Source organism: Paenarthrobacter sp. TA1.8 (assembly GCF_048595705.1).
GTDB classification, from domain to species: domain Bacteria; phylum Actinomycetota; class Actinomycetes; order Actinomycetales; family Micrococcaceae; genus Arthrobacter; species Arthrobacter nitroguajacolicus.
The window spans coordinates 3,390,630-3,416,066 of sequence record NZ_CP184287.1; the positions used below are offsets into that span (position 1 = coordinate 3,390,630).

The 25,437-nt window shown below is 58.9% G+C and carries 25 protein-coding genes; 12 read left to right on the top strand and 13 right to left on the bottom strand.

The genetic code is table 11. The annotated features are described in order from the left end of the window. Positions 1-4: 4 nt before the first annotated feature. Positions 5-1,921: a translational GTPase TypA gene (gene typA / locus ACNAOT_RS15750; RefSeq protein ID WP_420178527.1), complete on the bottom strand. Its 1,917-nt coding sequence runs from the start codon at positions 1,919-1,921 to the stop codon at positions 5-7. 160 nt (positions 1,922-2,081) lie between these two features. Here typA and ACNAOT_RS15755 point away from each other — a divergent pair, with 160 nt between their 5' ends. Continuing rightward, entirely contained in the window at positions 2,082-3,083 is a 1,002-nt protein-coding gene (locus ACNAOT_RS15755) for an SGNH/GDSL hydrolase family protein (RefSeq protein WP_420178528.1), read from the top strand. 153 nt (positions 3,084-3,236) lie between these two features. Here ACNAOT_RS15755 and ACNAOT_RS15760 read toward each other — a convergent pair whose 3' ends face one another. The 6 genes from ACNAOT_RS15760 to ACNAOT_RS15785 form a co-directional block, all read right to left on the bottom strand. Continuing rightward, entirely contained in the window at positions 3,237-4,952 is a 1,716-nt protein-coding gene (locus ACNAOT_RS15760; RefSeq protein WP_420178529.1) for a dipeptide ABC transporter ATP-binding protein, read from the bottom strand. An 11-nt stretch (positions 4,953-4,963) separates the two neighbouring features. Further along, positions 4,964-5,947, bottom strand: coding sequence for an ABC transporter permease (locus ACNAOT_RS15765; RefSeq protein WP_420178530.1), 984 nt, complete (start codon positions 5,945-5,947; stop codon positions 4,964-4,966). Continuing rightward, complete coding sequence (locus tag ACNAOT_RS15770) at positions 5,937-6,866, bottom strand: ABC transporter permease (RefSeq protein WP_420178531.1); 930 nt, start codon at positions 6,864-6,866, stop codon at positions 5,937-5,939. Before ACNAOT_RS15770 ends, ACNAOT_RS15765 begins: the two co-directional genes overlap by 11 nt. Before the next feature lie 208 nt (positions 6,867-7,074). Further along, a complete protein-coding gene (locus tag ACNAOT_RS15775; RefSeq protein ID WP_420178532.1) occupies positions 7,075-8,712 on the bottom strand; it encodes a peptide ABC transporter substrate-binding protein in 1,638 nt (545 codons plus the stop codon). Between the two features lie 768 nt (positions 8,713-9,480). Then, positions 9,481-12,012: a hypothetical protein gene (locus ACNAOT_RS15780; RefSeq protein WP_420178533.1), complete on the bottom strand. Its 2,532-nt coding sequence runs from the start codon at positions 12,010-12,012 to the stop codon at positions 9,481-9,483. Between the two features lie 304 nt (positions 12,013-12,316). Continuing rightward, positions 12,317-12,601, bottom strand: coding sequence for a helix-turn-helix domain-containing protein (locus ACNAOT_RS15785; protein WP_420178534.1), 285 nt, complete (start codon positions 12,599-12,601; stop codon positions 12,317-12,319). A 726-nt stretch (positions 12,602-13,327) separates the two neighbouring features. Here ACNAOT_RS15785 and ACNAOT_RS15790 point away from each other — a divergent pair. Next, positions 13,328-13,768, top strand: a complete 441-nt coding sequence (locus tag ACNAOT_RS15790) for a hypothetical protein (RefSeq protein WP_420178535.1) — start codon at positions 13,328-13,330, stop codon at positions 13,766-13,768. Positions 13,769-13,788: 20 nt separating this feature from the next. On the opposite strand, the gene ACNAOT_RS15795 is transcribed toward ACNAOT_RS15790, so the two are convergent. Continuing rightward, entirely contained in the window at positions 13,789-14,127 is a 339-nt protein-coding gene (locus ACNAOT_RS15795) for a hypothetical protein (RefSeq protein ID WP_420178536.1), read from the bottom strand. Positions 14,128-14,229: 102 nt separating this feature from the next. On the opposite strand from ACNAOT_RS15795, the gene ACNAOT_RS15800 reads away from it, so the two are divergent. The 3 genes from ACNAOT_RS15800 to ACNAOT_RS15810 are packed head-to-tail and all read left to right on the top strand — an operon-like array spanning position 14,230 to position 15,096. Continuing rightward, on the top strand, positions 14,230-14,454 hold the full coding sequence (locus ACNAOT_RS15800; protein WP_420178537.1) for a hypothetical protein: 225 nt from the start codon (positions 14,230-14,232) through the stop codon (positions 14,452-14,454). 39 nt (positions 14,455-14,493) lie between these two features. Further along, complete coding sequence (locus ACNAOT_RS15805; RefSeq protein ID WP_420178538.1) at positions 14,494-14,739, top strand: hypothetical protein; 246 nt, start codon at positions 14,494-14,496, stop codon at positions 14,737-14,739. A gap of 39 nt (positions 14,740-14,778) precedes the next feature. Further along, complete coding sequence (locus ACNAOT_RS15810) at positions 14,779-15,096, top strand: hypothetical protein (RefSeq protein WP_420178539.1); 318 nt, start codon at positions 14,779-14,781, stop codon at positions 15,094-15,096. A 2-nt stretch (positions 15,097-15,098) separates the two neighbouring features. On the opposite strand, the gene ACNAOT_RS15815 is transcribed toward ACNAOT_RS15810, so the two are convergent. After that, a complete protein-coding gene (locus tag ACNAOT_RS15815) occupies positions 15,099-15,326 on the bottom strand; it encodes a hypothetical protein (RefSeq protein ID WP_420178540.1) in 228 nt (75 codons plus the stop codon). A 90-nt stretch (positions 15,327-15,416) separates the two neighbouring features. On the opposite strand from ACNAOT_RS15815, the gene ACNAOT_RS15820 reads away from it, so the two are divergent. The 4 genes from ACNAOT_RS15820 to ACNAOT_RS15835 all read left to right on the top strand — a co-directional run bounded on the left by ACNAOT_RS15820 (position 15,417) and on the right by ACNAOT_RS15835 (position 17,996). Further along, complete coding sequence (locus ACNAOT_RS15820; RefSeq protein ID WP_420178541.1) at positions 15,417-16,070, top strand: hypothetical protein; 654 nt, start codon at positions 15,417-15,419, stop codon at positions 16,068-16,070. Between the two features lie 228 nt (positions 16,071-16,298). After that, positions 16,299-17,192, top strand: a complete 894-nt coding sequence (locus ACNAOT_RS15825; protein ID WP_420178542.1) for a hypothetical protein — start codon at positions 16,299-16,301, stop codon at positions 17,190-17,192. A gap of 21 nt (positions 17,193-17,213) precedes the next feature. Next, positions 17,214-17,429 carry a hypothetical protein gene (locus ACNAOT_RS15830; protein WP_420178543.1) on the top strand — a complete coding sequence of 72 codons (216 nt, stop codon included), beginning with the start codon at positions 17,214-17,216 and terminating at the stop codon, positions 17,427-17,429. Next, entirely contained in the window at positions 17,430-17,996 is a 567-nt protein-coding gene (locus ACNAOT_RS15835) for a hypothetical protein (protein ID WP_420178544.1), read from the top strand. It begins immediately after the preceding gene. A gap of 247 nt (positions 17,997-18,243) precedes the next feature. On the opposite strand, the gene ychF is transcribed toward ACNAOT_RS15835, so the two are convergent. Further along, a complete protein-coding gene (gene ychF, locus ACNAOT_RS15840; RefSeq protein ID WP_420178545.1) occupies positions 18,244-19,329 on the bottom strand; it encodes a redox-regulated ATPase YchF in 1,086 nt (361 codons plus the stop codon). Between the two features lie 111 nt (positions 19,330-19,440). On the opposite strand from ychF, the gene ACNAOT_RS15845 reads away from it, so the two are divergent. Then, the gene (locus ACNAOT_RS15845; protein WP_420178546.1) at positions 19,441-20,715 is read left to right on the top strand and encodes a DNA recombination protein RmuC; all 1,275 of its coding nucleotides are present in this window, start codon (positions 19,441-19,443) and stop codon (positions 20,713-20,715) included. Between the two features lie 87 nt (positions 20,716-20,802). On the opposite strand, the gene ACNAOT_RS15850 is transcribed toward ACNAOT_RS15845, so the two are convergent. After that, complete coding sequence (locus tag ACNAOT_RS15850) at positions 20,803-21,888, bottom strand: 4-hydroxy-3-methylbut-2-enyl diphosphate reductase (RefSeq protein ID WP_024817476.1); 1,086 nt, start codon at positions 21,886-21,888, stop codon at positions 20,803-20,805. Positions 21,889-21,938: 50 nt separating this feature from the next. Beyond that, a complete protein-coding gene (locus ACNAOT_RS15855) occupies positions 21,939-22,802 on the bottom strand; it encodes a hypothetical protein (RefSeq protein ID WP_420178547.1) in 864 nt (287 codons plus the stop codon). Positions 22,803-22,984: 182 nt separating this feature from the next. Here ACNAOT_RS15855 and xseA point away from each other — a divergent pair, with 182 nt between their 5' ends. Together xseA and ACNAOT_RS15865 are read left to right on the top strand one after the other, a co-directional pair. Continuing rightward, positions 22,985-24,262 carry an exodeoxyribonuclease VII large subunit gene (xseA, locus tag ACNAOT_RS15860; RefSeq protein ID WP_420178548.1) on the top strand — a complete coding sequence of 426 codons (1,278 nt, stop codon included), beginning with the start codon at positions 22,985-22,987 and terminating at the stop codon, positions 24,260-24,262. Between the two features lie 40 nt (positions 24,263-24,302). Further along, entirely contained in the window at positions 24,303-24,563 is a 261-nt protein-coding gene (locus ACNAOT_RS15865; protein WP_420178549.1) for an exodeoxyribonuclease VII small subunit, read from the top strand. On the opposite strand, the gene ACNAOT_RS15870 is transcribed toward ACNAOT_RS15865, so the two are convergent. Next, positions 24,560-25,414, bottom strand: coding sequence for a polyphosphate kinase 2 family protein (locus ACNAOT_RS15870; protein ID WP_420178550.1), 855 nt, complete (start codon positions 25,412-25,414; stop codon positions 24,560-24,562). The genes ACNAOT_RS15865 and ACNAOT_RS15870 overlap by 4 nt on opposite strands. Positions 25,415-25,437 lie beyond the last annotated feature (23 nt).

Genomic DNA, 25,437 nt, shown 5'->3' on the forward strand with positions numbered 1-25,437 from the left:
AGGACTAGGACTTGGCGCGGGCGCGGTTGGCCTTGGCGCGCTCGTTGGAGTCCAGGATGACCTTACGGATACGGATGGCATCCGGGGTTACCTCGACGCACTCGTCTTCGCGGGCGAATTCGAGGGACTCTTCGAGGGTGAGATCGCGCGGCGGCGTCAGGTTCTCGAAGGTGTCGGAGGAAGCGGCACGCATGTTGGTGAGCTTCTTTTCCTTGGTGATGTTGACGTCCATGTCATCAGCGCGGGAGTTCTCGCCAACAATCATGCCTTCGTAAACCTCGGAGGTGGGCTTAACGAAGAAGGAACCGCGCTCCTGCAGGTTGATCATGGCGAACGGCGTAACAACACCGGCGCGGTCGGCAATCATCGAACCGTTGGTACGGTATTCGATCGGTCCTGCCCACGGCTCGTAACCTTCCGAGATGGAGGCAGCGATACCGGCGCCACGGGTGTCCGTCAGGAACCGGGTACGGAAACCAATCAGGCCACGCGCAGGGACGATGAACTCCATGCGGCACCAGCCGGTGCCATGGTTGGCCATATTGGTCATGCGGCCCTTGCGGGCAGCCATGAGCTGCGTGACGGCGCCGAGGTATTCCTCGGGCACGTCGATGGTCATGTGTTCCATCGGCTCGTGCAGCTTGCCGTCGATGGTCTTGGTGACAACCTGCGGCTTGCCCACGGTCAGCTCGAAGCCTTCGCGGCGCATCTGCTCAACGAGGATGGCCAGCGCGAGCTCGCCACGACCCTGGACTTCCCAAGCGTCAGGACGCTCGGTGGGGAGCACCTTGATGGAGACGTTACCGATCAGTTCCTTGTCCAGGCGATCCTTCACCTGGCGGGCCGTGACCTTGGCACCCTTGACCTTGCCGGCCAGCGGCGAGGTGTTGATACCGATGGTCATGGAGATCGCGGGATCGTCCACGGTGATCAACGGCAACGGCTGCGGGTTCTCGGCGTCCGTGAGGGTTTCACCGATGGTGATTTCCTCGATGCCGGCAACAGCAACGATTTCACCCGGGCCAGCGGACTCGGCAGGAACACGGGTCAGGGCCTTGGTAGCAAGCAGCTCGGTGATCTTGACGTTCTTGAGTTCGCCGTTAGCACGCGCCCAGGCAACGGTCTGGCCCTTGCGGAGCGTGCCGTTGTAGATGCGAAGCAGTGCGAGGCGGCCAAGGAACGGCGATGCGTCCAGGTTGGTCACGTGTGCCTGCAGCACGCCGTCCGGGTTGTACATCGGAGCGGGGATGTGCTCGATGATGGTCTTGAAGAGAGGCTCAAGGTCCTCGTTCTCCGGAGCAGAGCCGTTGGCCGGCTGATCCAGGGACGCGCGGCCAACCTTGGCAGCGGCGTAGACGACGGGAACTTCGAGAACCTTGTCCAGGTCCAGATCCGGAACTTCGTCGGCGAGGTCCGAAGCGAGGCCCAGGAGCAGGTCCATGGACTCGTGGACAACTTCGTCGATGCGGGCGTCGGGACGGTCGGTCTTGTTGACCAGGAGGATGACCGGAAGGTGCGCGGCAAGGGCCTTGCGGAGCACGAAGCGGGTCTGGGGCAGGGGGCCCTCGGAGGAGTCGACCAGCAGGACGACGCCGTCAACCATGGAGAGACCGCGCTCTACCTCGCCACCGAAGTCGGCGTGGCCGGGGGTGTCGATGACGTTGATGGTGATGGTCTCACCGTTGGACGACGGGCCGTTGTAGGCAACCGTGGTGTTCTTCGCGAGGATGGTGATGCCCTTTTCGCGCTCCAGGTCACCGGAGTCCATGACACGGTCCTCAACCTCACCATGGGAAGCGAAGGAGTTGGTCTGCTTGAGCATGGCGTCGACCAAGGTGGTCTTACCGTGGTCAACGTGTGCGACGATCGCGACGTTGCGCAGATCGCTCCGCGACGCAGTGTTGGTGATGGTTTCAGACATGCGTTAATGACTCGATTCAGTGGTGAAGTCAGCTGTTTGTATCCGCGCGCATACCTGATCGACTTGATCGGAACACACAGCGAAAAGACCCCGGGACACAGGGCACCTGCATCCAGTCTAAACGCAGTTGCATTTCTGAGCCTAAAAAGCAAGCTATTCAGTGCTCGGATGTGGCCCTGCTCACACTGTTGTGTTGTTACGTAAACGCAAGTCCAGATGCTGGATTTTCCCCGCGCTGTGCACCATGATGGGCTGCAGAACCAGTGCCACGTGGAGAACAACGATGCGACAAGCTCCGGCCGTGTTCCGTATGCTCGCACCATTGATCGCCATTGGCGTTCTAGCGGTAGGCTGCGGACCAAGCCCAGCACCAATGACCGCCCCCTCTGGATCGACCGCGCCCGGGCCTGCGCAGACAGCCGCCGCAGACAAACCGCTCAGGATTGCACCTGCCCCCAGTTCACTCAACCTGCCCGTGGGATCCCTGTATAAGAACCCCGCGAACAACCGCAGCGAACTGGTTCTCGCCGACGTGCGGCACACCGCGGTTCTTATTGGCGATTCCCAGTCCATGCCGAAGGATTCCTGGCCGCAGCAGGGCATCGCAGCCATGGGCTACAAATTGCACGTAGTCGGTATGGGCGGCACCGGGTACGTGGCCACCAACGGAAAGACCGGCAACTACATGGACGCGTTGCAGCGCGGCGACTGGGTATTGCCCTTCGGGGATCCACCGCTGATCGTGGTCCAGGGGGGCGGCAACGATGCCACCCAACGCGCCACCGACGCCCAGATCACCAGCAACGCCGAGCGGCTTCTCGCAGCCCTGAAGAAACGCTACCCGGGCACCACCCTGGCCATGATTGGAACCCTTGCCAGGGGCGTGAGCAACGGAGGCGGACGCCGCACTGAAATCGATGCCCTTCTAGGCCGTATTGCCGCCAAGCACGGCATACCTTTCGTCAGCGCGGGCGACTGGCTCACCCGCTATAACGCAATCGGGGATCTCCAGGACGGCGTGCATTTGAAGCCGGCCGGGCATGCAAAGTTAGGCGCAGCACTGGCTCGCGAATTCACTTCGCTTGGTCTCACTGCCCGCCCGGACAGCTCCGCCTCCGCACCTGAATCTGCACCTGCACCTGCACCTGCACCTGCGCAGTAGAGCGTGCGTTGTGAGGCCCGCTCTGCACGCTTCGCGAGCTTTATGACGTGCAAAGCAGGCCTCACAACACGAAGTTAACGGCAAGAGCCGGTGGTTCCTTTCTCGGGAACCACCGGCTCTTCTGCTAAACAGCCGTCAAACGCTCGACGCCGGTCAGGCCACCGCGGGTGGCAACAACAGCGAACCGCCCGGAATGGCATCCAAGAGTGCTTGCGTGTAGGCCTCGCGCGGGTTGTCGAAGACGTCATCCGTGCTGCCCGTCTCCACGAGCTTGCCCTTCTGCATGACGCAGACGTGATCCGCGATCTGCCGCACCACCGCGAGGTCGTGGGTGATGAACAGGTACGTCAGGCCCAGGTTGTCCTGCAGATCAGCCAGCAGGTTCAGCACCTGCGCTTGGACGAGGACGTCCAATGCTGAGACCGCTTCATCGCAAATGATGACTTCCGGATCCAAGGCCAAGGCACGCGCAATGGCAATGCGCTGGCGCTGGCCACCGGAAAGTTCGTTGGGGTACCGGCGCATGGTGGACTGCGGCAGGGCTACCTGGTCCAGAAGCTCCCGGACCTTCTTTTCACGGCTGGCCTTGTTGCCGATCTTGTGGGTCCTCAACGGTTCTTCGATGGTGCGGAAGATGTTGTACATCGGATCCAAGGAACCGTAGGGGTCCTGGAAGATAGGCTGCACCCGGCGACGGAACTTGAACAGGTCCCTGCTGCTGAGCGTGGACGTGTCTACGCCGTCAAAGATGATCTTTCCGGACGTCGGTTCCAGCAGGTTGAGGACCATTTGCGCCACGGTTGACTTGCCGGATCCCGACTCACCGACAATAGCCGTGGTGGTTCCGCGCTTGACGGCAAAAGAGACAGAGTCCACGGCCGTGAAATCCGTGGACTTGCCGATGCCACCGCGAAGCTTGAAGACTTTAGTCAAGTCCTCAACCTTCAGCACCTCCTCAGGTAAAGCCTTCTCGATAACCACTGGCTCAGTGGGAGCCAGCAGGTCCTCGGACTCGATGCCCTGCTCCTTGGCCACCTGGATACGACGTGAGGCCAGCGACGGCGCCGAAGCAACCAGTCGCTTCGTGTACGGGTGCCGCGGATTGCGGAGCAGCTCAAGTGATGGGCCGGACTCCACAACCTGGCCCTTGTACATGACCACCACCTTGTCCGCGCGCTCGGCTGCGAGGCCGAGGTCATGAGTGATGAGCAGCACGGCCGTTCCCAGCTCGGAGGTCATCTTGTCCAAGTGATCCAGAATCTGGCGCTGGACCGTGACATCAAGGGCAGAAGTCGGTTCGTCCGCGATCAGGAGACGCGGCTGGCACGAAAGCCCGATCGCAATCAGGGCACGCTGGCGCATGCCGCCGGAGAACTCATGCGGGTACTGTTTGGCCCTGCGGGAAGCATCGGGCAGGCCTGCCTCCGAGAGGACCATCGCAACATCGTCAGGTCCGGAAGGAAGCCCGTTCGCTTTCAAGGTCTCCTTGACCTGAAAGCCGATCTTCCACACGGGGTTCAGGTTGGACATGGGGTCCTGCGGAACCATGCCGATCGAATTGCCCCGTAGCTCGATCATTCGCTTTTCGCTAGCGTGGGCAATGTCCTCGCCGTCAAAGAGAATCTCGCCGGCCGCAACCCGGCCGTTCGCCGGAAGCAGCCCGATGGCAGCAAGTGCAGATGTCGATTTGCCTGAGCCCGACTCCCCCACGATAGCGACCGTCTCTCCCGGCATGACCGTGAGATGGGCGTTCCTCACCGCGTTAACTTCACCGTTGCTCGTGGCGAAGTTGATTGCGAGGTTTTTGATCTCCAGCAGCGGACGCTCGGAGCCAGCGACTTCTTCCTTGATATGAACTGAAGAGTTCATGGCTTCGCCTTTCATCGTTTGCGGGCCTTGGGATCCAAGGCATCACGGAGGGCATCGCCGAGCATGATGAAGCTCAGGACTGTAATCGACAGCGCGATAGCCGGGTAGAGCAGTGGCATCGGGTTGGAACGCAGAGAGGCCTGTGCAGCCTGAATGTCGTTACCCCATGACATAACGCTCGGTGGCAGGCCAATGCCCAGGAAGGACAGTGTCGACTCAGCCACGATGAACGTGCCCAGGGAGATTGTTGCCACCACGATGATCGGCGCCAGGGAGTTGGGCAGGACGTGACGCAGCAGTGAGCGGAAGCGCGAAACACCAAGGGACCGTGCGGCCACGACGAAGTCGGCATTCCTGACCTCTATGACGGCGCCCCGCGTAATGCGCGCGATTTGCGGCCAGCCGAAGACAATCAGAATTAACACCAGCGTCCACACCGTGCGGTTCGCACGGAAAACGGGGAGCTGCATCATCACAATTGCGCCGAGGATCAGGGGCAATGCGAAGAAGATGTCCGTCAGGCGGGCCAGGAGCGCGTCAGCCCAGCCGCCGTAGTAACCGGCAAGGGCACCGACTACGCCGCCGAAGAGAACGACTCCGATGGTGGTGAAGAGGCCAACGGTCACCGACGAACGGGTACCGAAGATGACACGGGCGTAAACGTCGCAGCCCTGCTGGGTAAACCCGAGCGGGTGTCCATTGGTCGGTCCACCATCCGAGTTGGCCAGTTGGCAGGCCTCATTGGAGGGATCGATCTGTGAGAACAGGCCTGGGAAGAGAGATACCACCACAACGGCCAGGATCATGATCGCCGAGATAATGAACAACGGCTGTTTGCGGAGATTCTTCCATGCTTCGCCCCACAGACTTGAGGGGGCACTGTCTTCCTTGACCTTGTCTGTGGCCTGAAGCGGCGTCTCGTCAAGATCAGCAACGAAGTGCTCGATGTGTCGCCGGGCGATGTCCTGCCCGGTCAGATTATTTTCAGGCGTCATAACGGATCCTCGGGTCAAGCCAGGCGTATAGGAGGTCAACGAGCAGGTTGGAGAGGCAGTAGATCAACACCAACACCGTGACAATGGAGACCACGGTGGGTCCCTCACCGGACAAGACGGCCCGATATAGCCTGTTGCCCACGCCGGGAACGTTGAAGATACCTTCTGTGACAATCGCGCCACCCATGAGGGTGCCAAGGTCGGCGCCTAGGAACGTCACTACTGGAATGAGCGAGTTCCGCAGAATGTGGACGTTGACAACCCTGAAACGAGACAAGCCCTTGGCCGTCGCTGTCCGGACATAGTCGGCGTTCATGTTCTCGATAACGCTTGTGCGCGTGAGACGCAAAACGTAGGCGAACGATGCCAGGCCAAGAACGATCGCCGGCAGGATAAGGTCCTGTACTGTCGCGGCTGAACTCACCGTTGGTTTCGCCCAGCCCAGCTGCACACCAATGAAGAACTGAAGGATGAAGCCCAGGACAAAGATCGGGATGCCAATGACGATCAGCGAGGCGATCAAAACGGTTCCGTCGAAGAACTTGCCCTTGCGAAGACCTGCGATGAGGCCGAAGGCGATGCCAAAGACGGCTTCAAATATTAGAGCCATCACTGCAAGCCGGGCCGTGACGGGGAAAACCTCGCCGAGAACGGCGGCAATCGGCCGGCCGGAGAAGTCCTGGCCGAGGTCAAAAGTGAAGATGCTCTTGAGATAGAGCAAGTACTGGATGATGAAGGGCTGGTCCAGGTTGTACTGAGCCCTCAGCTTCGCAGCAACAGCTTCGTTAACAGGCTTATCGCCAAACAGAGCGGCAATGGGATCGCCGGGAAGACTGAAAACCAGGAAATAGACCAGCAGTGTAGCTCCCAGGAAAACGGGAATCAGCTGGAGGAATCGCTTAAGGATGTATGTCGCCATCAGCGCATCACACCCCGATCAGTAGGCACCCGGTCCAAGGGTGCAGCAGAGTCGTTCATTGAAGAACCTTTTCGTCTGATGTGCAAACGTTCCCTGCCAAGGCAAAGTAAGCCTGCACAAGGACGCCCAACCGGAGTTGGGCGTCATTGATTTGCAACGTGATACGGCGACGAAGGCACTCAACTGAGCGCCCTCGCCGCCGTTTCGCTTACTTGCCAGTGATGTTGTAGTACAGCGGGACGCCGTCCCAACCGTAGTCAACATTCGTGACGCCAGTGCTCCAGCCACCCTGTGATACCTGGTACCACAGCGGAATGGCGGGAAGATCCTGCAGCAGGATTTCCTGGGCCTTGTTCATTGCCTTGTTACCTTCAGCAACAGAAGGTGCAGAGAGTCCGTCAGAGATCGCCTTGTCGAAAGTCGGGTTCTCATAGCGGGCGTCGTTCGAGCCAGCTCCGGTCTTGTAGATCGGACCGAGGAAGTTGTACAGCGACGGGTAGTCTGCCTGCCAGCCGGCACGGATTGCACCAGTCAACTTACCGGTCGTAGCAAGATCGCGGGCTTCTTTGAACGTTGCGAACGGAAGTCCCTCTGCCTTGATGCCTAGGTTGTTCTTCAGCTGGTTGGTAAGAGCCTCAACCCAAGCCTTGTGACCACCCTTGTCAGCGTTGTACGCAATGGTGAAGGCCGTATTCGGGTCCCACTTTTGGATGGCATCTGCCTTGGCCCAGAGGTCCTTGGCCTTGGTCGCATCGAATTTCAGGTTGTCCGAGCCCGGAATGCTGTCGCTGTAGCCGTCCAGGACGGGAGCAGTGAAGTCCTTGGCCGGCTGGCGGCCGCCGCTGAAGATCACCTTGGTGATTTCTTCCCGGTTGATGGCCATGGAGATTGCCTGGCGACGGAGCTTGCCGGCCTCTCCACTCCACTCCGGGAGGTATTCCGGAATAGCGATGGTCTGGTTGCCAGCGTAAGGCTTCTCAATGAAGCGGTCACCCAGATCCGTCTTGAAGTTCTTCAGGGCGCTTGTGGGAATGACTTGCAGGATGTCCAGGTTGTTGGACAGGAGATCCTGGTACGCAGCGTCATCGTTCTGGAAGATCTTGAACGTCACGCCGCCGTTCTTTGCCTTGCGGGGACCGTTGTAGTCAGGGTTCGGGACGAGCTGGATCTGCACATTGTGCTGCCAGCCGTTCTCAGCCATCTTGTACGGGCCGTTGCCTACGGGCTTTTCGCCGTAAGTCTTGGGATCAGCAAGTGCCGCCGCCGGAACAGGCATGAACGCGGTGTAGCCGAGACGCAGCGGCCAGTCAGATTCAGGCTGCTTAAGTTCTACCGTGAAGGTGGTGTCGTCCACGACCTTGAGGCCGGACAATGTGTCCACCGTGGAACCCTCTGCACTGGCTTCGTCGTAACCCTTGATGCTCTCAAAGAAGGTAGCGCTCAGGTTCCCGTTCTTTGCTGCTGCTCCGTAGTTCCAAGAGTCAACGAACGTCTTAGCCGTGATGGTGTCACCGTTGGTGAACTTCTGATCCTTCTTGATCTTGATGGTGAAGTTCTGGGCGTCCGGCGCCTCGATGGACTCCGCCAGCTCGTTAACCGGCTTACCTGATGGGTCGTAGCTAACAAGGCCAGAGAAGATCAGCGTGGCAATCTTGCCGCCGCCGACCTCGTTAATGTCTGCAGGCATGAGCGGGCGCTGAGGTTCTGAACCGTCAGCAATGATGACCTTATTCGGGTCGCCTGCGGACGTGCCGGAGTCATTGCCGCCGCCGCCGCCGCAACCGGTCGCTGCGAGGGCGATGATCGCCGCTACGCCTAGAGCTTTGGAAGTGCGCGAGAAACGCATTCCGCCTCCTATGAGTCGTGGAGTTGAGCAGGGGAAATTCGTGATTTCCCCCAGGCACAGGCACAGTTTCCTACTGTGACGTTGCCTACATGTGTGTGTAAGCCTACCCACATTGTGTCCAGATGTTGGGACATGCTGGCCAAACTGTAACCGTTCCGCAACCTCCACATGCCTAAACTGGCGCGGATTTCAAGTCAAACCCTACTCGGTGGTAATATCCGCTGTCTGACAGCAGGACAGGACCTCTCTTCTCCGGGAACAGCCCGGTTCACCTCACCCTCACCGGCTGGATCACGACGGCATCCAACGCCATCTCTTGGCACCTTCAGGGGCCTCTGGTGGCTTACGAACCAGTGCCGGCGAGATCCCGCTCTAGGACTTCCGCGCGGAACCCTGGCGCATCATGAAGTTGCCGTCTAGAAGGTGTCCGGAGTCTTCGGCTGGAACAGTGTTCGACGGCGGCCACCGCGTCAGCGCCGCACTCTAGGATGAGTAGGGTCGGGACTTGGAAAACTGATTAAGCCAGCACAAGCCGAGGCGCTTGCCGCCCGGTGCGGCGTGTTGCTCTAAGAGGGGCAGTTCCCGCCTCCCGGCGGCGAATCGTCAGCTGTTCCGTGGCCGCTTTTCAGATGCGCCGTCCATAAAACCCCCAAGATCTTCATAAAGCTGAGGCCCTTACCGGGTCGCCGGGAAGGGCCTCAACTTTATGGATTCTGATGTCAGCGAAACTTCGGTAGTGTCAGAGACCCCGCCAGAGTGCCACGGGTCCTAGTAGCTGTTGAAAGACAGCTTCACTTTGCCATCCTCCACGCTGATATTGGCGCTCAGGGACACTGAGGTGGTGTCCGTTGTAGTTTTCCAATCAGAAGTCCCGAATCCATATGAGTTGTCCTTCTCATAGGTGACGGTCGCTTTACCGGGAGTCTCCGTGCGGACACGCCAAGGGGAAGTGCCGTAACCCTTGCTCACAACGAACGTGGGCTTGGTGGTGAGTGCCCAGCGGAAGTTCTTTGTATAGCGCGACGAACTGTAGCTGTTCAACGGGCAGTTGGCCGGCCTGGCCTCGGTGGACTTCACACATTCAGCTAGGTAGGCGTCGATTTGGGCCATCGCCTCCGACTTCAAGGTCTCGGAAGCTTCCACCTCAAGGCTGGCCACGGGGGAAGTTGAAACAGTTCCGATGTTCACCATCGCCGTCAGCTTCGGGGCCGTCAGGTATTTCTCCGAGGACGGCAACTCCACCGTGTACTCGCCGGGCAAGGCAGGGTAGGTCACGGAGCGATTGTCGGCAAGGTTAACGTCAACTGGCTGTCCGTTGATCAGGACCGTCTTCACCGGGGTGTCCGAGGAGATACGCAGGTTCCGGGGAGGCGCAGACTCCATGACCCAGTGGTCATCCAAAAACTCCGGGTTGGACTTACGCAAACTATAGGTCGTTTGCTGTTTCCGGCCGTCCTGATACATATCGGCAACCACGTTGGCTTTGTCGTTGGAGATATTCGTCGACACGATGTCGAACCTGTCGATGCGCTTGGCCGCCTTGGAATAGACCTCGTCAGAGAGAAGAACCCGCTGATCATTGGCAACGCCGGGATCGGCGATGGCCATCGCTTTGGACGCCTCGCCATTCTGCAGCGCCTGGAGGTAGCTGGCAACGGCCTTGTCGGGTCCATTGTTTCCCTTGATCACATCGACAGCGATAAACCCACCGACAACCAGTACGACGACGAGACCGGCTGCCCCCAAAATCAGGCCAAGCTTGCGCTTTGCCTGGGCAGTCATGGGCTCTCTCGGTGACAGTGCCGGGTAGGCTCCAGCGGCAGCCGTCCCGTTTGGATCGTCAACGGCCGCAGTGGCAACCTGTTCCGCGACGACTGGCTGGGCAGGAGCGATCTTGTACGCCAAGGGCAAAGGCACGTACCTGCTCAACTGGGGCGCCAGATAGCGTGCTGAAACTTCCGTTGCGCCGCCCCACAGCAGCAGGAAGAACGGCGTCCACCACGCCAGCGTCATGCTGACGGCGCCCGAAGCCAACGACCCGGCGTCGAAAGTCCCCGTCACGCCGCTGAGCCACGTCATCAGCGTCCCGACAACGAGGAAGGCTGCAGGGAGCATTACCCAGTCGGCGATCTTGTTGCTCACCACCGGCCCCCGGCGGAGGTACCAGAAGACGGAAGCCACCACGACGGAAATTAGCGCCAGGAGAAGCATCAACCACCCTGCCCAACCCGGGACACCGAACTGGGTGAGCGCGTTTCCAAATCCAACGCTGATGTCTGAACCTGAAGAATTGGACGATGAAGACATGCTTGAACCGGAATTCCAGGTGCGGCTGACGGCACTCAGGTGGCCCAGGCCGAACATGAAAAAGCCTGCCGTTGGCGCCCACAAGGGCGATGAGAGTGAGGCCTGCCATCCGGACTTTATGCCGATGGCAATCACCAGGACGGGAATCGCAATGGCAAGGAATACACCATAGTGAACCGCCACAGTTTCAAAGGCCCGGCCAATTGCAGCACGCAGCCCGCTGCGGACGGAGAAACGTGGCGTACCTGACACGCGCCCCAAATATGCGGCGAGAGTTCCGAGGATCAATGCAAACGCCACAGAGCCAAAAGTCACTGCCCCGATCGGGCTGATCTTCACATTGGGAATCGGCAGGCTTACAGCAAAGATCGCCCCGATGATGTTGACCAAGAGAGTGAAAACGAGGCCTGCTGTCGCTGCCTCGATCCAGAATCCGGCTGTGGATTGGGCCGCGGACCGCCTGGCGGCAAACCGTGCGGCAAAAAACAGGACAGCAACCGAGATGGCAGTCAGCAACAGTGGAACAGCAAAGAATGACGCCGAACCGTGCACGCTACCGACGAACGGAATGGTTGCGTCGATGCTTGAGCCAAGCGCGCCAAGCTGGCTCATGACCACCAACTGAACAGCGAACTGGCCTAGCAGGGACCACGGAGACGGCATTGTGCTGTCGCCGGACACCATTGAATTGGACGGTATCTCGGTGTTGCCGCCGTTGCTGACAGCTACACCTATCAAAGCCAGAATCAGAAAGAGAAGTGCCGTGATGAGAACGGCCATATAGGAAACGGCCCCCACTAGGGCCCCGGGAATCAGCGATTTGAAGTCAAAGGAACTGAAAAGAGTGGACACCTGTGTACTTTTTGCCCCGGCTTCGTTGTGGCCGGCGTTCTCCGTGCCAGCGGCCGGTGGGCTGTCCGGCGCAGCATTGTGCGGGCCGGTATTTTGCGGCGGGCCGCCGGGCGTGGCAGGTGGTTGATGTGGTTCGGTCATAACAATTTCCCCCTTATTGTTCTTTATCCTGCTCATGGTGTCATAGCCCGATACATCCCACGCGGTTGTCATATCGCGTGGAATGCTTCGGCCTTCACACTACGAAAAATGCCGCCCTCCGTTCTGCAGGTGCGGCATTCTTCCATCAAACAAAAATCTAGACGTTGAAGCGGAACGTACCTTATATACCTGTGTGGTGTCATGAGTTGTTGGGATCGTTGATTTCTAGGGTTTCTTGCGGTTGGCTGTTCCGGCCAGAGATCGCCCCTTTGCGGACCTGTTGCGGACTCGCTGCGGACTGCGGTCACTCTTTCAGCCCGTTACGGATGTTGTACGACCGCGAGTAAGCGCGGCTTCGAGCGGTTCCGATCTTGGTGCTTCTGGCCTGCTTCTTAGGTGGAACAATCTCATTCATCGCATGAATGGCCGCGATATGAGCCAAGGAGAATCGAATCTCATTGCCCATCTCGATGTGCGGCCAGCCCTGGCGCTCCCTCAGGCGGTAGATCGTAGAACGGCTGACCTGGAACAGTTCGGTCAGATCCTTCACCGTGAACAACTGGTACGTTCGGTCGATTGAGGTGCTCATGTCGGGGAGCATAGACACACTCTGACACTGCGGAGCAACATTCCGCGTAAGAAGCCCCGCAGGGTGGGACACATATACCTGAACCTGCCACAACATACTTGATTAGACAGCAGAAAGGCCCGTAGCCACCACAGCTACGGGCCTTTCGAAAAGCTTCATCAATTACCAAGTTGATCTGGTATTAGATTAACAGAAATGCAGACTAGCGCAAGTCCGTCGCGTGCTGATCTGCAAAAATGTGCATCAGGTCTTCTGCGGCAGGTACTCCGGATCTGGTTCCAAGTCCTCATATAGGGACCGTGCAATTACACCGCCGCTGTCCTCCGCGTTGAGTTCAGCCATCATCTTTGGGAACCATCACGGTCAAGCTTCGCCATACTGTCGGACGGTACATGCAAGGTACGACAGCCAAGCCCTGCGACCATTCCAAACGTGAACTACAGCTTCTAAGATGTGCCTAAACTCCATCTCCGACGCCGGGAGCAGATCATGAGTCGGGTACAAGCCGTAATACTGAGCGCTTCGCTAATCGTGCTGACCGCCTGCTCCCCACCAGTTAATCAGGGTGAGTCAGCCTCGTCCCAACCGCAACCAGCGGCTTCATCACCGGCGCAGCCCGTGCCCTCCGCCACGCGGACTGTGATGCCTCAAGGACGCTACTCGGCTATTGCAAGGACCGGAGCCCTCATCCAATTTGAATTACCGGCCTCGATCAATGATCCGGCCGTGTCGGAGATTGAAGCATTCCGCGTAAAAGCAGGGGCAGCGCCTGTCAGTTACGTCGTGGCTGACGTAGACAATCGCGCAGGCAGAGGCTCGATCAACATGTTCAAGGTAACGGCGTTCGACCCAGAGGGGAAGAAGTACGAATTTAGTCGCGCGTATCAGTTCGTGAGCGCCTGGGGACCGTCGTATGGCTCCGATTTCGTCTACCGTCTGCCTGATGGAACAGCCCTCGATGAGGCAGCCGGAAGATCGCTTAACGATCAGGAAGTCGAACTTCACAACTCACTGCTTGATGATGTTGCCCCCGCGGAACACGCCAGCATAGTGCTTGTGTCGGAGTCGCCTGAGCTGCCCAAGGAATTCACTCGGGTAGCAGTGAATCCTAACGGAGCCGGCGAGCAGGTCGAGGCGCTACCAACCTCGGCTGGAGGACACGACTAGCCTCGCCCTGTAATCATGGGTTATTGATTTCTAGGTATGTCTCGTACAGGAACCCCGAGATCCCGGCATGTGTCAGCGAGGGAGTCTTTCACCGTGTAGTCAGGGAGTGCTTCAAGACCTGCTGGCTTGTCAGCCTTTTCGATGCCGTCCAAAATTGCTTGAGTGTTGGCCTGTGCCGCGCGTTCCCCAACTGTGAAGATTGCGAGTTCGAGTCGTTCATCTACGTTCACCGACTTGTCTCGGGATCGGTCGAGCATTATGCATGCCTCGTAGCCAGCTGGATCAGTGTCCTTCAAGGTCTGTGAGCAGGCGGTCAGAAACATCGCCGTGACTATGAGCGGCGGTAAGAGTTTACGCATTAGTCCCCCTGAGTCGTGTAGTGAGCCGACCATACCCCCTTATCCAACGCTATGGGCGTTAGCTGTGGCTGTTACTCCGCGCAATCGTGATTAGATCAGCCCATGACAAACAAAATGGGGAAAACAGGGAAAGCCGCCAAACTTCCGGGTGAGAACGTAGTGTCAGTGGGTTTGGCGTTCTGCTGCATCAGTGCCGTAATTTATCTCATCACAGCATTCAACGGACTGGGCAATGGTCTTATCCTTTTCGGAGGCGGCGTACTAGGTCTGCTCATGATCGCGGTCGGCTACCTAAAACGCATCGCAGCAGCTTTGACGAGCCGCTAGTACGACAAAGAAGGTCTCGAACTGGGTTAGCATCTTGCCATGACTAGTGACCCGGTGCATGATCGCTTGTTTGCTGCTGAGAAGGACTCCAAGGAGCATCTCGAATCGCTACTGAAAGAGAAGGGCGATCAACTCGGGATCGACTCTTCCGTCGAGCCTGTGCCGGTGGAACCTAGTGACACGGAAATCATCGACACAACCGATGAACACCATGAGGCAAAGCTACAGACCCAGGCGCATGACGCGACGGAGTGGGGTGTCAGCCCTACAGAAGACCGCGACTAAAGTCCATGCTCCGTCAATGCCTAGATATATAGTGACTTGGTGAATCGTGAATCCGCTCAAGCTACTGCCGTATCCCCTAAGGTCAGGGCACGAAAACTGACTCTTGCCCTAACAGGTGTTGGCGTTTTTATCTTCTTCTGGACCTTGTTTCCGAACGGGCATTGGCCTGCTGCTTCGGGCAACTTCATCGGCGCGCTGCTAGTGGCGGCGGGTGGTCTGCTGGCAACGCTGAATGCGCTGGAAGTTGGTAGGGAGAAAATTAATCCATGGTCCTATAGCTTCATCGTGGTAGGGGGATTTGCCATCGCCGGCGCGGCTCTTCAATCGATTATTTGGCCCCCAACATGCGCTTGTTGAGGTCAGGCGGTAAATAGGGCGATCATCGTAGCGGCGAAGCCCAATGCTGCACCGCTAATCCCAAACCAGGTCCCTCTGTGAGCCTGCCAACGGTTGCCCGGGGTTTCAATCAGTAGAGCATGCTCGTCGTCAGGATGTTCGCGGACGCTCGGCTTATTGCTCCACACAATGCCCACAACTGTCACAATGACAGCCAAGACAGACAGCGCAACTATCACGGTGATCTTCACCGCCCAATCCTTACACGTTTTGTGCCCGTAGCTGCCTTAACACGGCTACGGGCACAACGGCTTGGTAGCACTCTCGGAAAGAATGAGGCTATGACTCCCGCTGAAATCGCTAACCAAAGTGCTGAGATAAATTGGTCTACCCTCTGGGTACCAATCCTTGCAGGATCCTTCGCCCTTATCGGCGCGATTATTGGTGCTGCACTCACGAGGAACAACGAACATCGTCAGTGGCTCCGTAACGAAAAGGCTGACGCGTACAGGCACTACTTGGAGACAGTAGCTCTTCCTGCCCCTAGAGTTTTTTTCGACATCCTGGGCAGGGACGAGTCTGACGAGAAACCCGAAGTGGACCGAATACTGGACTTTGTCGCCGCCAATTACTCTGCTGCCATGAGAGTCATGTTGATAACACCTGCGAACATCAACGATGAAATCAACGCACATCTCGGTCGTATGGGCAGCCTCGCAGACTGGAGCAATAGCCTTCCTGAAATTCTTGGAGAGAAGCACTTCCACATAGATCAGAGCGACGAAGAGCGCGAGGCTGCCAGCGCAATGCTTTCAGTTGAAGCCTTTCAACTGTTGCAAGAAAAACTGAGCGAGTACGTGAGTGAAAGTATCGAACACACCAACAAGGTTGCATCCGATATGCGACAGGACCTCCGCGTGCGCGACTACCTCCCGTGGGGACGCACCAATTGGGTGCTCCGACGCAGGCGGAAGCCCAGCCGGCCCCTGCGTTGATGATGCTCCGGCAGTGCCCAGGCGTCTTATTGCGGTGGCCAGTAGTCCGTTTCTTGGAAACTGAGGGGTGTTGTTGCGATAGCCACAAAGGACTCCTGTCTTGGTTCTGGGCATGAAAAAACCCGCCATGAGCGGGCTTGCCATATGTGCCGAAATCAGCCGGCATGAATCAATCGGTGGCGCTAAGCGCCGGTCAATCCGTGGGAGACTGACCGAGAACTTTTAGCCATGGGGGTAAAAATGGAACCAGCCGTTTACTGGACAATGTTTGCGGCGATTGCAACCGCGTCGTCTGCCGTTGTCATAGCCGTCCAAGCCGTGTTGACGCTGAAGGCCCTCGGTGCGGCAAATCGGTCAGCAGACGCAGCCGAACGTGCAGCAGCGGTCGCCAACGAATCACTAGAACTGTCCCGCAAGCAGGCACACCAGTCAGAAGTGATGACAGCTGAGGCAATCCGCTCCCGCATGGAAGCAAACGGGCCTGCTATCTTCTTTACCTTCAGCGATACCGACGAAAACGGCCCGAAAGCCTGCGCCTACGCGCGGTCGGACAGTTATGACGTTCCCGTGCTCGATGTCATTCAGCCAGGAACAGTGTTCCAGAAGGGGCCAGATGATGGCTCATGGCTTTTTGCGATCTTCAGGGTCAGATTTGAAAACTCTGGCACCCAGCCACTTGTAATTAATCCTGGGATTGGCTTCGGCCACCTGAGCGATGGCGCCGCGACTCGGCGCCAACGTCAAATAGAAATCTCCGTTAGCAATGCGACTCCTTCCTACCTTGCGGTCGGATGCCGTGTTTCTGAGTGGATCCGAGCAACACACGCGCCCGATAGAGACCGCATCGTAGTTGCCACTTCGGGTTGGTCGGTTGAGGTTGACAGTGAAACTGGCGTGCTTGTGCGTCAGCCTCTGCGGATAGAAGGAACCCTCTTGGAAAGCGGTCCTGGCGAGGGGAATTACTCGCTACGTGCATTAGGGCCTGACCCGATGCAAAACTACCTTTCAAAGCTGGTCGTAGATAAGCAAAAGCGCGACTACGTAGTGGGCTGGGACGAAACTGGCCAACCACGGCTCCTACCAACGCCGATTGTTCCCGGCTCTGCCCGATCCACACATTAGGATCAGTCGATGGATATGTTCATGATTGAGCTTGCTAATGATCCGAAGCCGTACCGCGTGAGGGCGGCCAACTGGGGCCACGACGATGACTACGTGCTGACCTCATACGATGCCGATGAGAATGTCATTGACGTGTGGGGGCAGAACGATTGGTTCCGTGTCATTGGGACTAATGAGAAGGGGTTGCCGATGGATCTTTTCGTCAACCCTTACGTGCCGAACCCGAAGTACGCATAGGTGCAGGATGGAAGGTTCTTCCTTGAAACGCTAAGCGAGTTGCGTGAGCGAACGTTGAGCACTGCTAGTGAATATGACGTATTGAAGGCTTCTGGTCTTTTACGTCTGCTTCTCGTGGAGCGGTTCGCGCAGAAGGTCAGCCAGGACGTTGGCATGCCGTTGATCTTCCGAGCTGCCCAACAGGCTGAGATCGAAAGACCAGCTGAAGGCGTTTTAATGGATGTAAATTGGCTAGAGCTAGACCCTCGGCATATCTCGCCTGGACACGAACGGGTGGAGCTGACGTTGGAGCAGTTCCTTACGCGCCCGTTGATGCGTCTTTTTGACGAAGACTTCACCGTTCAGAATGTCATTCGAGTGGCAGCCAATGGCTTAGGTGGCGTACATCGCGGCAAAATAACAATTTCGTTCGACAAGAGGCTTGCCAAACGAACCGAAGGTTCAATTGTCTCTGACGCTTTGAACGACGAGCTTCATTTAGTCGTGAGCCAAATCCGCCAAATAGCTATGGCCACACGAGAGGCTTGTGACCCCCTTCGCGCGGTCCTGTCCAATCGCAGCTTGTAGGGGCACCGTTGTGCCGTAGCTGCCTTAACACGGCTACGGGCACAACGGTTATGAGTGCCTTCTGCTGCCCCGATTCAGCGGAAAGCAACCACCACACTAAACACTTACGCGCATCTGTGGCCGACTGCCGAGGACCGCACGAGGACCGCTGCCAGCGCTATGATGGATGACGCTCTCGGCATTTCTGCGGACTCCTTGCGGACTCAACAAGCCTGACCCCAGCAAACAAGCGGGAAAACGGCACTAATCACACGTTGAAGCGGAACTCCACCACGTCGCCGTCGGCCATCACGTACTCTTTACCTTCGATGCGGACCTTGCCACGGGACTTCGCCTCGGCCATGGAACCGGCGTCGATGAGGTCGTCGAAGGAGACAACCTCGGCCTTGATGAAGCCGCGCTGGAAGTCAGAGTGGATCACGCCGGCAGCCTGCGGTGCCGTGTCGCCCTGGCGGATGGTCCAGGCGCGGGTTTCTTTGGGACCGGCCGTGAGGTAGGTCTGCAGGCCAAGGGTGTGGAAACCGACGCGCGCCAGCTGATCCAGGCCGGATTCGCTCTGGCCGTTCATTTCCAACATCTCGCGGGCTTCTTCCTCGTCCAGTTCGACGAGGTCGGCTTCGAGCTTGGCGTCGAGGAATACGGCATCGGCGGGAGCAACCAGGGCACGCAACTCGTCCTGCTTTTCCTGGTCGCCGAGGATGCCTTCATCGGCGTTGAAGACATAGATGAAGGGCTTTGCGGTGAGAAGTCCGAGCTCCTTAAGATGCCCCATCTCCAACTTGTCGCTCTTGATGGAGGAGAAGATGGTGTCGCCGCGTTCCAGAACTGCCTGGGCTGCCTTGATGGCGGCGAGTTCGGCTGCTTCGCGCTTCTTGATCTTGACTTCTTTTTCGATGCGCGGGATCGCGTTTTCGATGGTCTGAAGGTCTGCCAGGATCAGCTCGGTGTTGATGGTCTCCATGTCGGAGCGCGGATCAACCTTGCCGTCGACGTGAATCACGTCGGGGTCGTCAAATACGCGGACGACCTGCGCGATAGCCTCTGCCTCGCGGATGTTGGCAAGGAACTTGTTGCCCAGGCCTTCGCCCTCGGAGGCGCCCTTCACGATGCCGGCGATGTCCACGAAGGACACGGGAGCGGGAAGCAACTTCTGCGAACCGAAGATCTCCGCCAGCCTCGCCAAGCGGGGGTCCGGGAGGTTGACCACTCCGACGTTCGGTTCAATCGTTGCGAACGGATAGTTCGCCGCGAGCACCTGATTACGGGTCAGTGCGTTGAAAAGAGTTGATTTGCCGACGTTGGGCAGTCCGACGATGCCAATAGTAAGAGCCACGAGCATTGATTCTACCCGTTGCAACCGTGTCCGGGGTTGTTCACTCCCCCATTCGACGCCCCCAGCGGCAACCTCGCTAAAACTGTCGTACCCCTGTGACAGGGTTGCCACATGGATGGATTTGGATTGGTATTGGCCCTGCTCATGCTGCTGATTGGCGCTGCGGTTGGCCTCGCGGCCGGCTATGTTGTCTTCCGACGCCGGGGCGCCGGCTTGGAAGAAGACTTCGACGCCGTTTCGTCACGGCTTTCGGAGGTGACGGCACAGCTGGCAGCGGCCGACGCCGAACGCCGGCTCTTGTTTACACAGAACCGTGAGCTGAACGCAGCAAGGAATTCTGACGGCAGCGTCCTGCGTGCGCTCGCTCCCGTGGCGGAAAAGCTGACGGCCGTCCAGCAACAGGTTTCGCTCCTCGAACGGGACAGGGTGGAGCAATACGGGCAACTCGCCCAGCAACTTCAGGATGCGCGTTCGTCCGACGAACAGCTCTTGCGGTCAACCCATGCTTTGGCCTCAGCGCTCCGTTCCAATAGCGCCCGCGGCCAGTGGGGCGAGGTGCAGCTGCGCAGGGTGGTGGAGGCCTCCGGGATGCTCCGGCACGTGGATTTCCATGAGCAGGTTCATTCCGGACGTAGTGACAACACCCTGCGGCCGGACCTGGTGGTCCAGCTTCCCGGAGGCAAGCAACTGGTGGTGGATGCCAAGGTACCGCTGGCTTCCTACCTCGCCGCGCAGGAACAACTCCACGGAGACGGCTCGTTCGGCGAGTCGGTGGGACCTACCGTCAACCATGACTCCAAGACCCTGCTGGCACAGCATGCCAAGGCGCTCAAGGCCCACATCGACGCTTTGGCGGCCAAGAAATACTGGGACATTCCGGGGAACTCGCCTGAGCTGGTGATCTGCTTCCTTCCGGCGGAATCCATTCTGGCGTCAGCCCTCGAAGCCGATCCGGCCTTGCTTGAACATGCCTTGTCCAGGAACGTGGTTCTGGCGTCGCCCGGGACTTTGCTGGCGGTCCTCAAGTCGGTTGCCTTCACCTGGCGACAGGACGTCCTAACGGACAGCGCCCACGAGCTGTTCGAGCTCGCCAAGCAACTGTACGAGCGCATGGGCACACTTGGCGAGAACGTCGGTAAGTTGGGAAGCTCACTGAAGACATCCGTGGATCGCTACAACGCCATGGTGGGCACGCTGGAGGCTCGGGTACTTCCGACCGCGCGCAAGCTCAACACCATGAACGATGCGGGTCTTGCCGCTCCCATGTCTGTGGAGGCTGTCCCCCGCGCCTTGGCAGCCCCTGAACTGCTCGCCGTCGACACCCTCGGGCACCAGGACACGACCAGCGAACACGAGGACAGCGAAGACCAGGAGTCAGCCGCTTAGGACTTAACCCCTCCTAACGAAACTGGCCCGTCGTGGAAGCCTTCCCGGAAGGCGACCATGGCGGGCCAGTTTTGTAAGGAGAAAGAGCTAGGAGGTCTGACGGTTTCCACGGCCGCCAAGGGCACGTGTCACGTCGCCGGCCTTCTTCAAGGTGGCCCGCAGTTCCTTTGGAAGCGAGAAAAGCAGGTCTTCCTCTGCTGTCACCACTTCCTGGACCTCGCCGTAACCGTAGTCAGCCAGAAGCCGCAGAACATCTTTGACGAGCACTTCAGGGACAGAAGCGCCGGACGTCACGCCCACAGTGGCGACGCCCTCGAACCAGGACTCGTCCACTTCATTGGCGAAGTCCACTCGGTACGAGCTCTTAGCACCATATTCGAGGGCTACCTCAACCAATCGCACAGAATTGGACGAGTTGGCCGAACCCACAACGATCACGAGGTCAGCCTGCGGTGCGATCTTCTTAATGGCCACCTGACGGTTTGTGGTGGCGTAGCAAATGTCATCGCTGGGCGGATCCTGCAGCGTGGGGAACCGGTCCTTAAGGAGGCGAACCGTCTCCATGGTTTCGTCCACACTGAGAGTGGTCTGCGAAAGCCAGATGGTCTTCTCCGGATCCCGCACGGTGACCTTGTCTACCTCGTGCGGTCCGTTGATGATCTGGATATGCTCCGGGGCCTCACCGGCGGTTCCTTCGACTTCCTCATGGCCCTCGTGGCCGATGAGCAGGATGTCGTAGTCTTCCTTGGCGAAGCGCACGGCCTCCTTGTGGACTTTAGTCACCAGTGGGCACGTTGCGTCGATGGTGCGCAGACCGCGGTCTTCGGCTGATTGGACCACTGCAGGAGAGACACCGTGTGCTGAGAAGATGACCAGGGCACCTTCGGGCACCTCGTCGGTCTCCTCGACGAAGATGGCTCCTTGTTCCTCCAGGGAGCTGACCACATGCACATTGTGAACGATCTGCTTGCGCACATAAACGGGAGGGCCGTAGTGCTCCAGGGCCTTCTCCACAGCAATGACAGCCCGGTCCACGCCAGCGCAATAACCGCGGGGAGCCGCCAACAGAACCTTCTTGGGGCCCGTGACGGGCGCCGCTGCCTGAACCTCTTCCGGGGAACGGCGTCTACGGGGCACCGTGGGCATAGGAATGGAAACTGCTGTGCTGGTCATTCCTCCATGCTACCGGGCCGGACTTTGCCTCCCTGCTATCGGGCAGGACTTTAGCTGCTGGCCGAACGTGACCCTCGTCGCCCTGACACAACGGAAGCTATGATGCCGGCCACAAAGACTCCACCGGACGCCACCGCTGCGATGAGGATCCATTCCCCGAAGCCTGCCTTGGCTGCCGTGAGGAACTCCTGCTTGAACAGCTCAGCCACGCCGTTTGCGCTGGACAGACTGCCAACCACTCCCCCGGCAAGATCCGCCCCGGCCGTCCAGAGAGCAGCAAGCGCCAAGCCGCCCAGTCCGAGGAAGACCAACACCAAGGACCGCCGGCGCGCGGCGACAAGCGCCAGGAGCATGGATATCAGGGCACCGAGTGCGGCCACCCACCACAGGGGTGCGAATGCCGCCACCCGCTCCACCAGTTGGCGGTGGGAGGGCTCCCCCAGGGACACCAGACTTTCCGCAGGAACATCAATCCGAATCCGGGTGGCCTCGGCAAAATGATCACGAATGAGCCGAACCAAAGGGCTGATATCAAGGACCAGGGCAGTGGTGGTGGCGGCCTCCTCCGGTTGGTTCGCTGCGCCGAAGTTCAACCTGTGGCTGTTGCGTACTGTCTCTTCCCACGCTTGAGGGTAGTCGCTCCACGATTGCATGCCCGATGCAGCGCTGCGGAGCGCGTCGGCCGCCAAGGACTGGATAGGTCCTGGAAGATCCACGGAGGACTCGAAGGTTCCAACAGCGGCCGTGGCCAGGCGGTCTTGGAATTCCGGATCGTTGCCTAATTCACCTGCTATGCGTACAAAGCCCTCTTCTTTGACGATGTTCTGGTCAATCCACGCCGTTGGAACGGCCACAGCCGTAAGGATTAAGGCGAGGATAACTCCCAATGCTGAAACAAAAGTACGCAAGGTCATCCTCAGGCTCGGGGGCTATGGCACCATCCTAGGTCTGTCCACATGGCAGAAAAAATGTCGGAGGCGTCGCCCAAGCTATGGATAGAGTTGGAAGGCCGGTTGGCAACCACAGCCGCACCCCTGAGCGAGGACTATGACAATGCAGGAAAAAACACGGCGACTGAACCAGCCATGGACCCACCATGTCCGCTGAAGCGACACCGGAATCCACGCTGCCGGGGACTGCCGCCGAAACCAGCCCGGACAACCCCTGGCCCCTGCAATTGCTGTCCCGCAAGCTCAAGGCACACATAGAGCGGGCTCCGGCTGCATGGATCGAAGGTCAGGTCATTGAACTGAACCGCCGGGGCGGTAACGCTTTCCTGACCCTGCGTGATGTTGACGCAGGAATTTCACTTCCGGCATCGGTCTGGTCAACGGTGCTTGACCGCCAGAAGATACCCCTGGAACGGGGTTCCCGGGTGGTTGCCTTGGTCAAGGCGGACTTCTGGGTCAAGACCGGCCGCTTGAACATGTCCGTCAAGGACATTCGTCCGGTAGGCCTGGGCGATCTACTGGCAAGGATCGAACGACTTCGCCAGGCTTTGGCAGCCGAGGGACTATTCGCGGATTCGCGGAAGCGCAAACTCCCGTTGCTCCCCCACCGCATCGGCCTCATCACGGGTCGGGATTCCGATGCCAAGAAGGACGTCCTTCGCAATGCAGCGTTGCGTTGGCCAGCAGTTGAGTTTGACGTTCGCGAAGTGGCTGTCCAAGGCAACACCGCCGTTTCGCAGATCATCGCGGCCCTAAAGAAACTGGATGCCGACCCCCACGTGGATGTCATTGTCCTCGCCCGCGGTGGCGGCGCGCTGGAGGATCTCCTGCCGTTCAGCAATGAAGACCTCATTCGAGCCGTCTCGGCCGCGACCACTCCGATTGTTAGTGCAATCGGCCATGAAGCTGATCGTCCGATCCTGGACGACGTAGCGGACTTACGTGCGTCAACACCCACAGACGCGGCCAAGCGCATAGTTCCGGATGTGGCCGAAGAACTGGCCATGGTTCGCCAGGCGCGGGACCATCTCCGCCGAAGTATCAGCCGCATGGTGGACCGCGAGACTGATCGTCTCCATGCACTGAGGTCCCGGCCCGTATTGGCCACTCCTGCTTCGATGGTGGATGCCCGCTCCGAAGACATCCACCGCTTGCAGCGCAGGACCCATTCTGCGGTCAGCACCGCGGTACTCAGGGCATTGGACCAAGTCCACCACTTGCGTGCGCAGGTCCGTGCCCTCTCACCCCAAAAAACACTGGACCGCGGTTATGCCGTTGTCCAGCTCCTCGGCGAGGACCAGACGGGGCACCACGTGGTGAGCAGCCCCGAGGAAGCACCGGAGGGGACGCCGCTAAGCGTCCGCGTAGCTGAGGGCCGTTTCAGGGCTGTTTCCGCCGGCCAAGGACAACTCGTCGAACACTAAGACTGCTGAAACCACCGTCACCACCACATCAAAGGACACCATGACTGAGAACAATCCAACGGCACCGGAATCCTTGGACAGCTTGAGCTATGAGGAAGCCCGCGAACAACTCGTGGCCGTCGTAGGGCGCTTGGAAGCAGGCGGAGCCAGCTTGGAAGAATCGCTAGCGCTTTGGGAGCGCGGCGAGGCACTGGCCAAACGCTGCGAGGACTGGCTTGAGGGCGCACGCAAGCGTCTGGCCACCGCCCGTGATGCAAGCAGCGACGGCGGAGCCCCGGCCAGCGGCAGTCCTACGGCCTAGGACTCCACCACGAGGGCTCGCTCCGCGGCGACGTCAAAGTCAGCCTTGGGCCAATCCAATTGCAAACCACCCAGGGCATCCAACAGCAGTTGCTGGACGGCGATGCGGGCGTACCACTTCTTGTTGGCGGGCACCACGTGCCAAGGTGCGATATCGGTTGACGTTTTCTCGAACGCCGTGCTGTACGCGTCCATGTAGTCATCCCAGTACGCACGTTCCGCGAGGTCGCCGCGACTGTATTTCCAGTGCTTACCGGGATCGTCCAAGCGGGCGATGAGGCGCTTTTTCTGCTCGTCCTTGCTGATGTTGAGCATGACCTTGACGATGGTGGTTCCCTGCTCGTGCAGGCGTGACTCGAAGTCGTTGATGGCTGCGTAACGGCGCTCCAGTTCGCCAGCGTCAGCCCAGCCATGGACGCGATGAATCAAGACGTCCTCATATTGTGAACGGTCAAAAACACCCACCATTCCGGCCGCAGGGGCTTGTTTTTCGATCCGCCAGAGGAAGTCGTGCGATTTTTCCTCGTCCGTCGGCGCCTTGAAAGCGGTCAGCTGCACACCTTGCGGGTCCATCGCTCCCACAACATGGCTGACAATGCCGCCTTTGCCCGCAGTATCCATGGCCTGAAGAATGAGCAGGAGCCTCTTGGGGCTACCGAACTTCCCTTCGGCAAAGAGCTTTTCCTGCAGTTCCGCAAGTCGATCATCCTGGGCGGCCAGCAGCGCCGTGCCATCAGCTTTCACACCGGTGTAGCCCGGGGTGGATTCAGGGTCCACGCCTGCCAGCGTAAACCCCGAGCCCACCCTGAGTACTTCGGCCGGACTTTTGGCGAACTCAACTGCAGCAGCCATTGGCATGCCTTTCTGCCCGGCCG

Excerpts from the sequence above, each read along its gene's own strand:
- typA (WP_420178527.1), bottom strand. The coding sequence starts at position 1,921 with ATGTCTGAAACCATCACCAACACTGCGTCGCGGAGCGATCTGCGCAAC.
- ACNAOT_RS15760 (WP_420178529.1), bottom strand. The coding sequence starts at position 4,952 with ATGAACTCTTCAGTTCATATCAAGGAAGAAGTCGCTGGCTCCGAGCGT.
- ACNAOT_RS15765 (WP_420178530.1), bottom strand. The coding sequence starts at position 5,947 with ATGACGCCTGAAAATAATCTGACCGGGCAGGACATCGCCCGGCGACAC.
- ACNAOT_RS15770 (WP_420178531.1), bottom strand. The coding sequence starts at position 6,866 with ATGGCGACATACATCCTTAAGCGATTCCTCCAGCTGATTCCCGTTTTC.
- ACNAOT_RS15775 (WP_420178532.1), bottom strand. The coding sequence starts at position 8,712 with ATGCGTTTCTCGCGCACTTCCAAAGCTCTAGGCGTAGCGGCGATCATC.
- ACNAOT_RS15780 (WP_420178533.1), bottom strand. The coding sequence starts at position 12,012 with ATGACCGAACCACATCAACCACCTGCCACGCCCGGCGGCCCGCCGCAA.
- ACNAOT_RS15785 (WP_420178534.1), bottom strand. The coding sequence starts at position 12,601 with ATGAGCACCTCAATCGACCGAACGTACCAGTTGTTCACGGTGAAGGAT.
- ACNAOT_RS15795 (WP_420178536.1), bottom strand. The coding sequence starts at position 14,127 with ATGCGTAAACTCTTACCGCCGCTCATAGTCACGGCGATGTTTCTGACC.
- ACNAOT_RS15800 (WP_420178537.1), top strand. The coding sequence starts at position 14,230 with ATGACAAACAAAATGGGGAAAACAGGGAAAGCCGCCAAACTTCCGGGT.
- ACNAOT_RS15805 (WP_420178538.1), top strand. The coding sequence starts at position 14,494 with ATGACTAGTGACCCGGTGCATGATCGCTTGTTTGCTGCTGAGAAGGAC.
- ACNAOT_RS15820 (WP_420178541.1), top strand. The coding sequence starts at position 15,417 with ATGACTCCCGCTGAAATCGCTAACCAAAGTGCTGAGATAAATTGGTCT.
- ACNAOT_RS15825 (WP_420178542.1), top strand. The coding sequence starts at position 16,299 with ATGGGGGTAAAAATGGAACCAGCCGTTTACTGGACAATGTTTGCGGCG.
- ACNAOT_RS15830 (WP_420178543.1), top strand. The coding sequence starts at position 17,214 with ATGATTGAGCTTGCTAATGATCCGAAGCCGTACCGCGTGAGGGCGGCC.
- ACNAOT_RS15845 (WP_420178546.1), top strand. The coding sequence starts at position 19,441 with ATGGATGGATTTGGATTGGTATTGGCCCTGCTCATGCTGCTGATTGGC.
- ACNAOT_RS15850 (WP_024817476.1), bottom strand. The coding sequence starts at position 21,888 with ATGACCAGCACAGCAGTTTCCATTCCTATGCCCACGGTGCCCCGTAGA.
- ACNAOT_RS15855 (WP_420178547.1), bottom strand. The coding sequence starts at position 22,802 with ATGACCTTGCGTACTTTTGTTTCAGCATTGGGAGTTATCCTCGCCTTA.
- xseA (WP_420178548.1), top strand. The coding sequence starts at position 22,985 with ATGTCCGCTGAAGCGACACCGGAATCCACGCTGCCGGGGACTGCCGCC.
- ACNAOT_RS15865 (WP_420178549.1), top strand. The coding sequence starts at position 24,303 with ATGACTGAGAACAATCCAACGGCACCGGAATCCTTGGACAGCTTGAGC.
- ACNAOT_RS15870 (WP_420178550.1), bottom strand. The coding sequence starts at position 25,414 with ATGGCTGCTGCAGTTGAGTTCGCCAAAAGTCCGGCCGAAGTACTCAGG.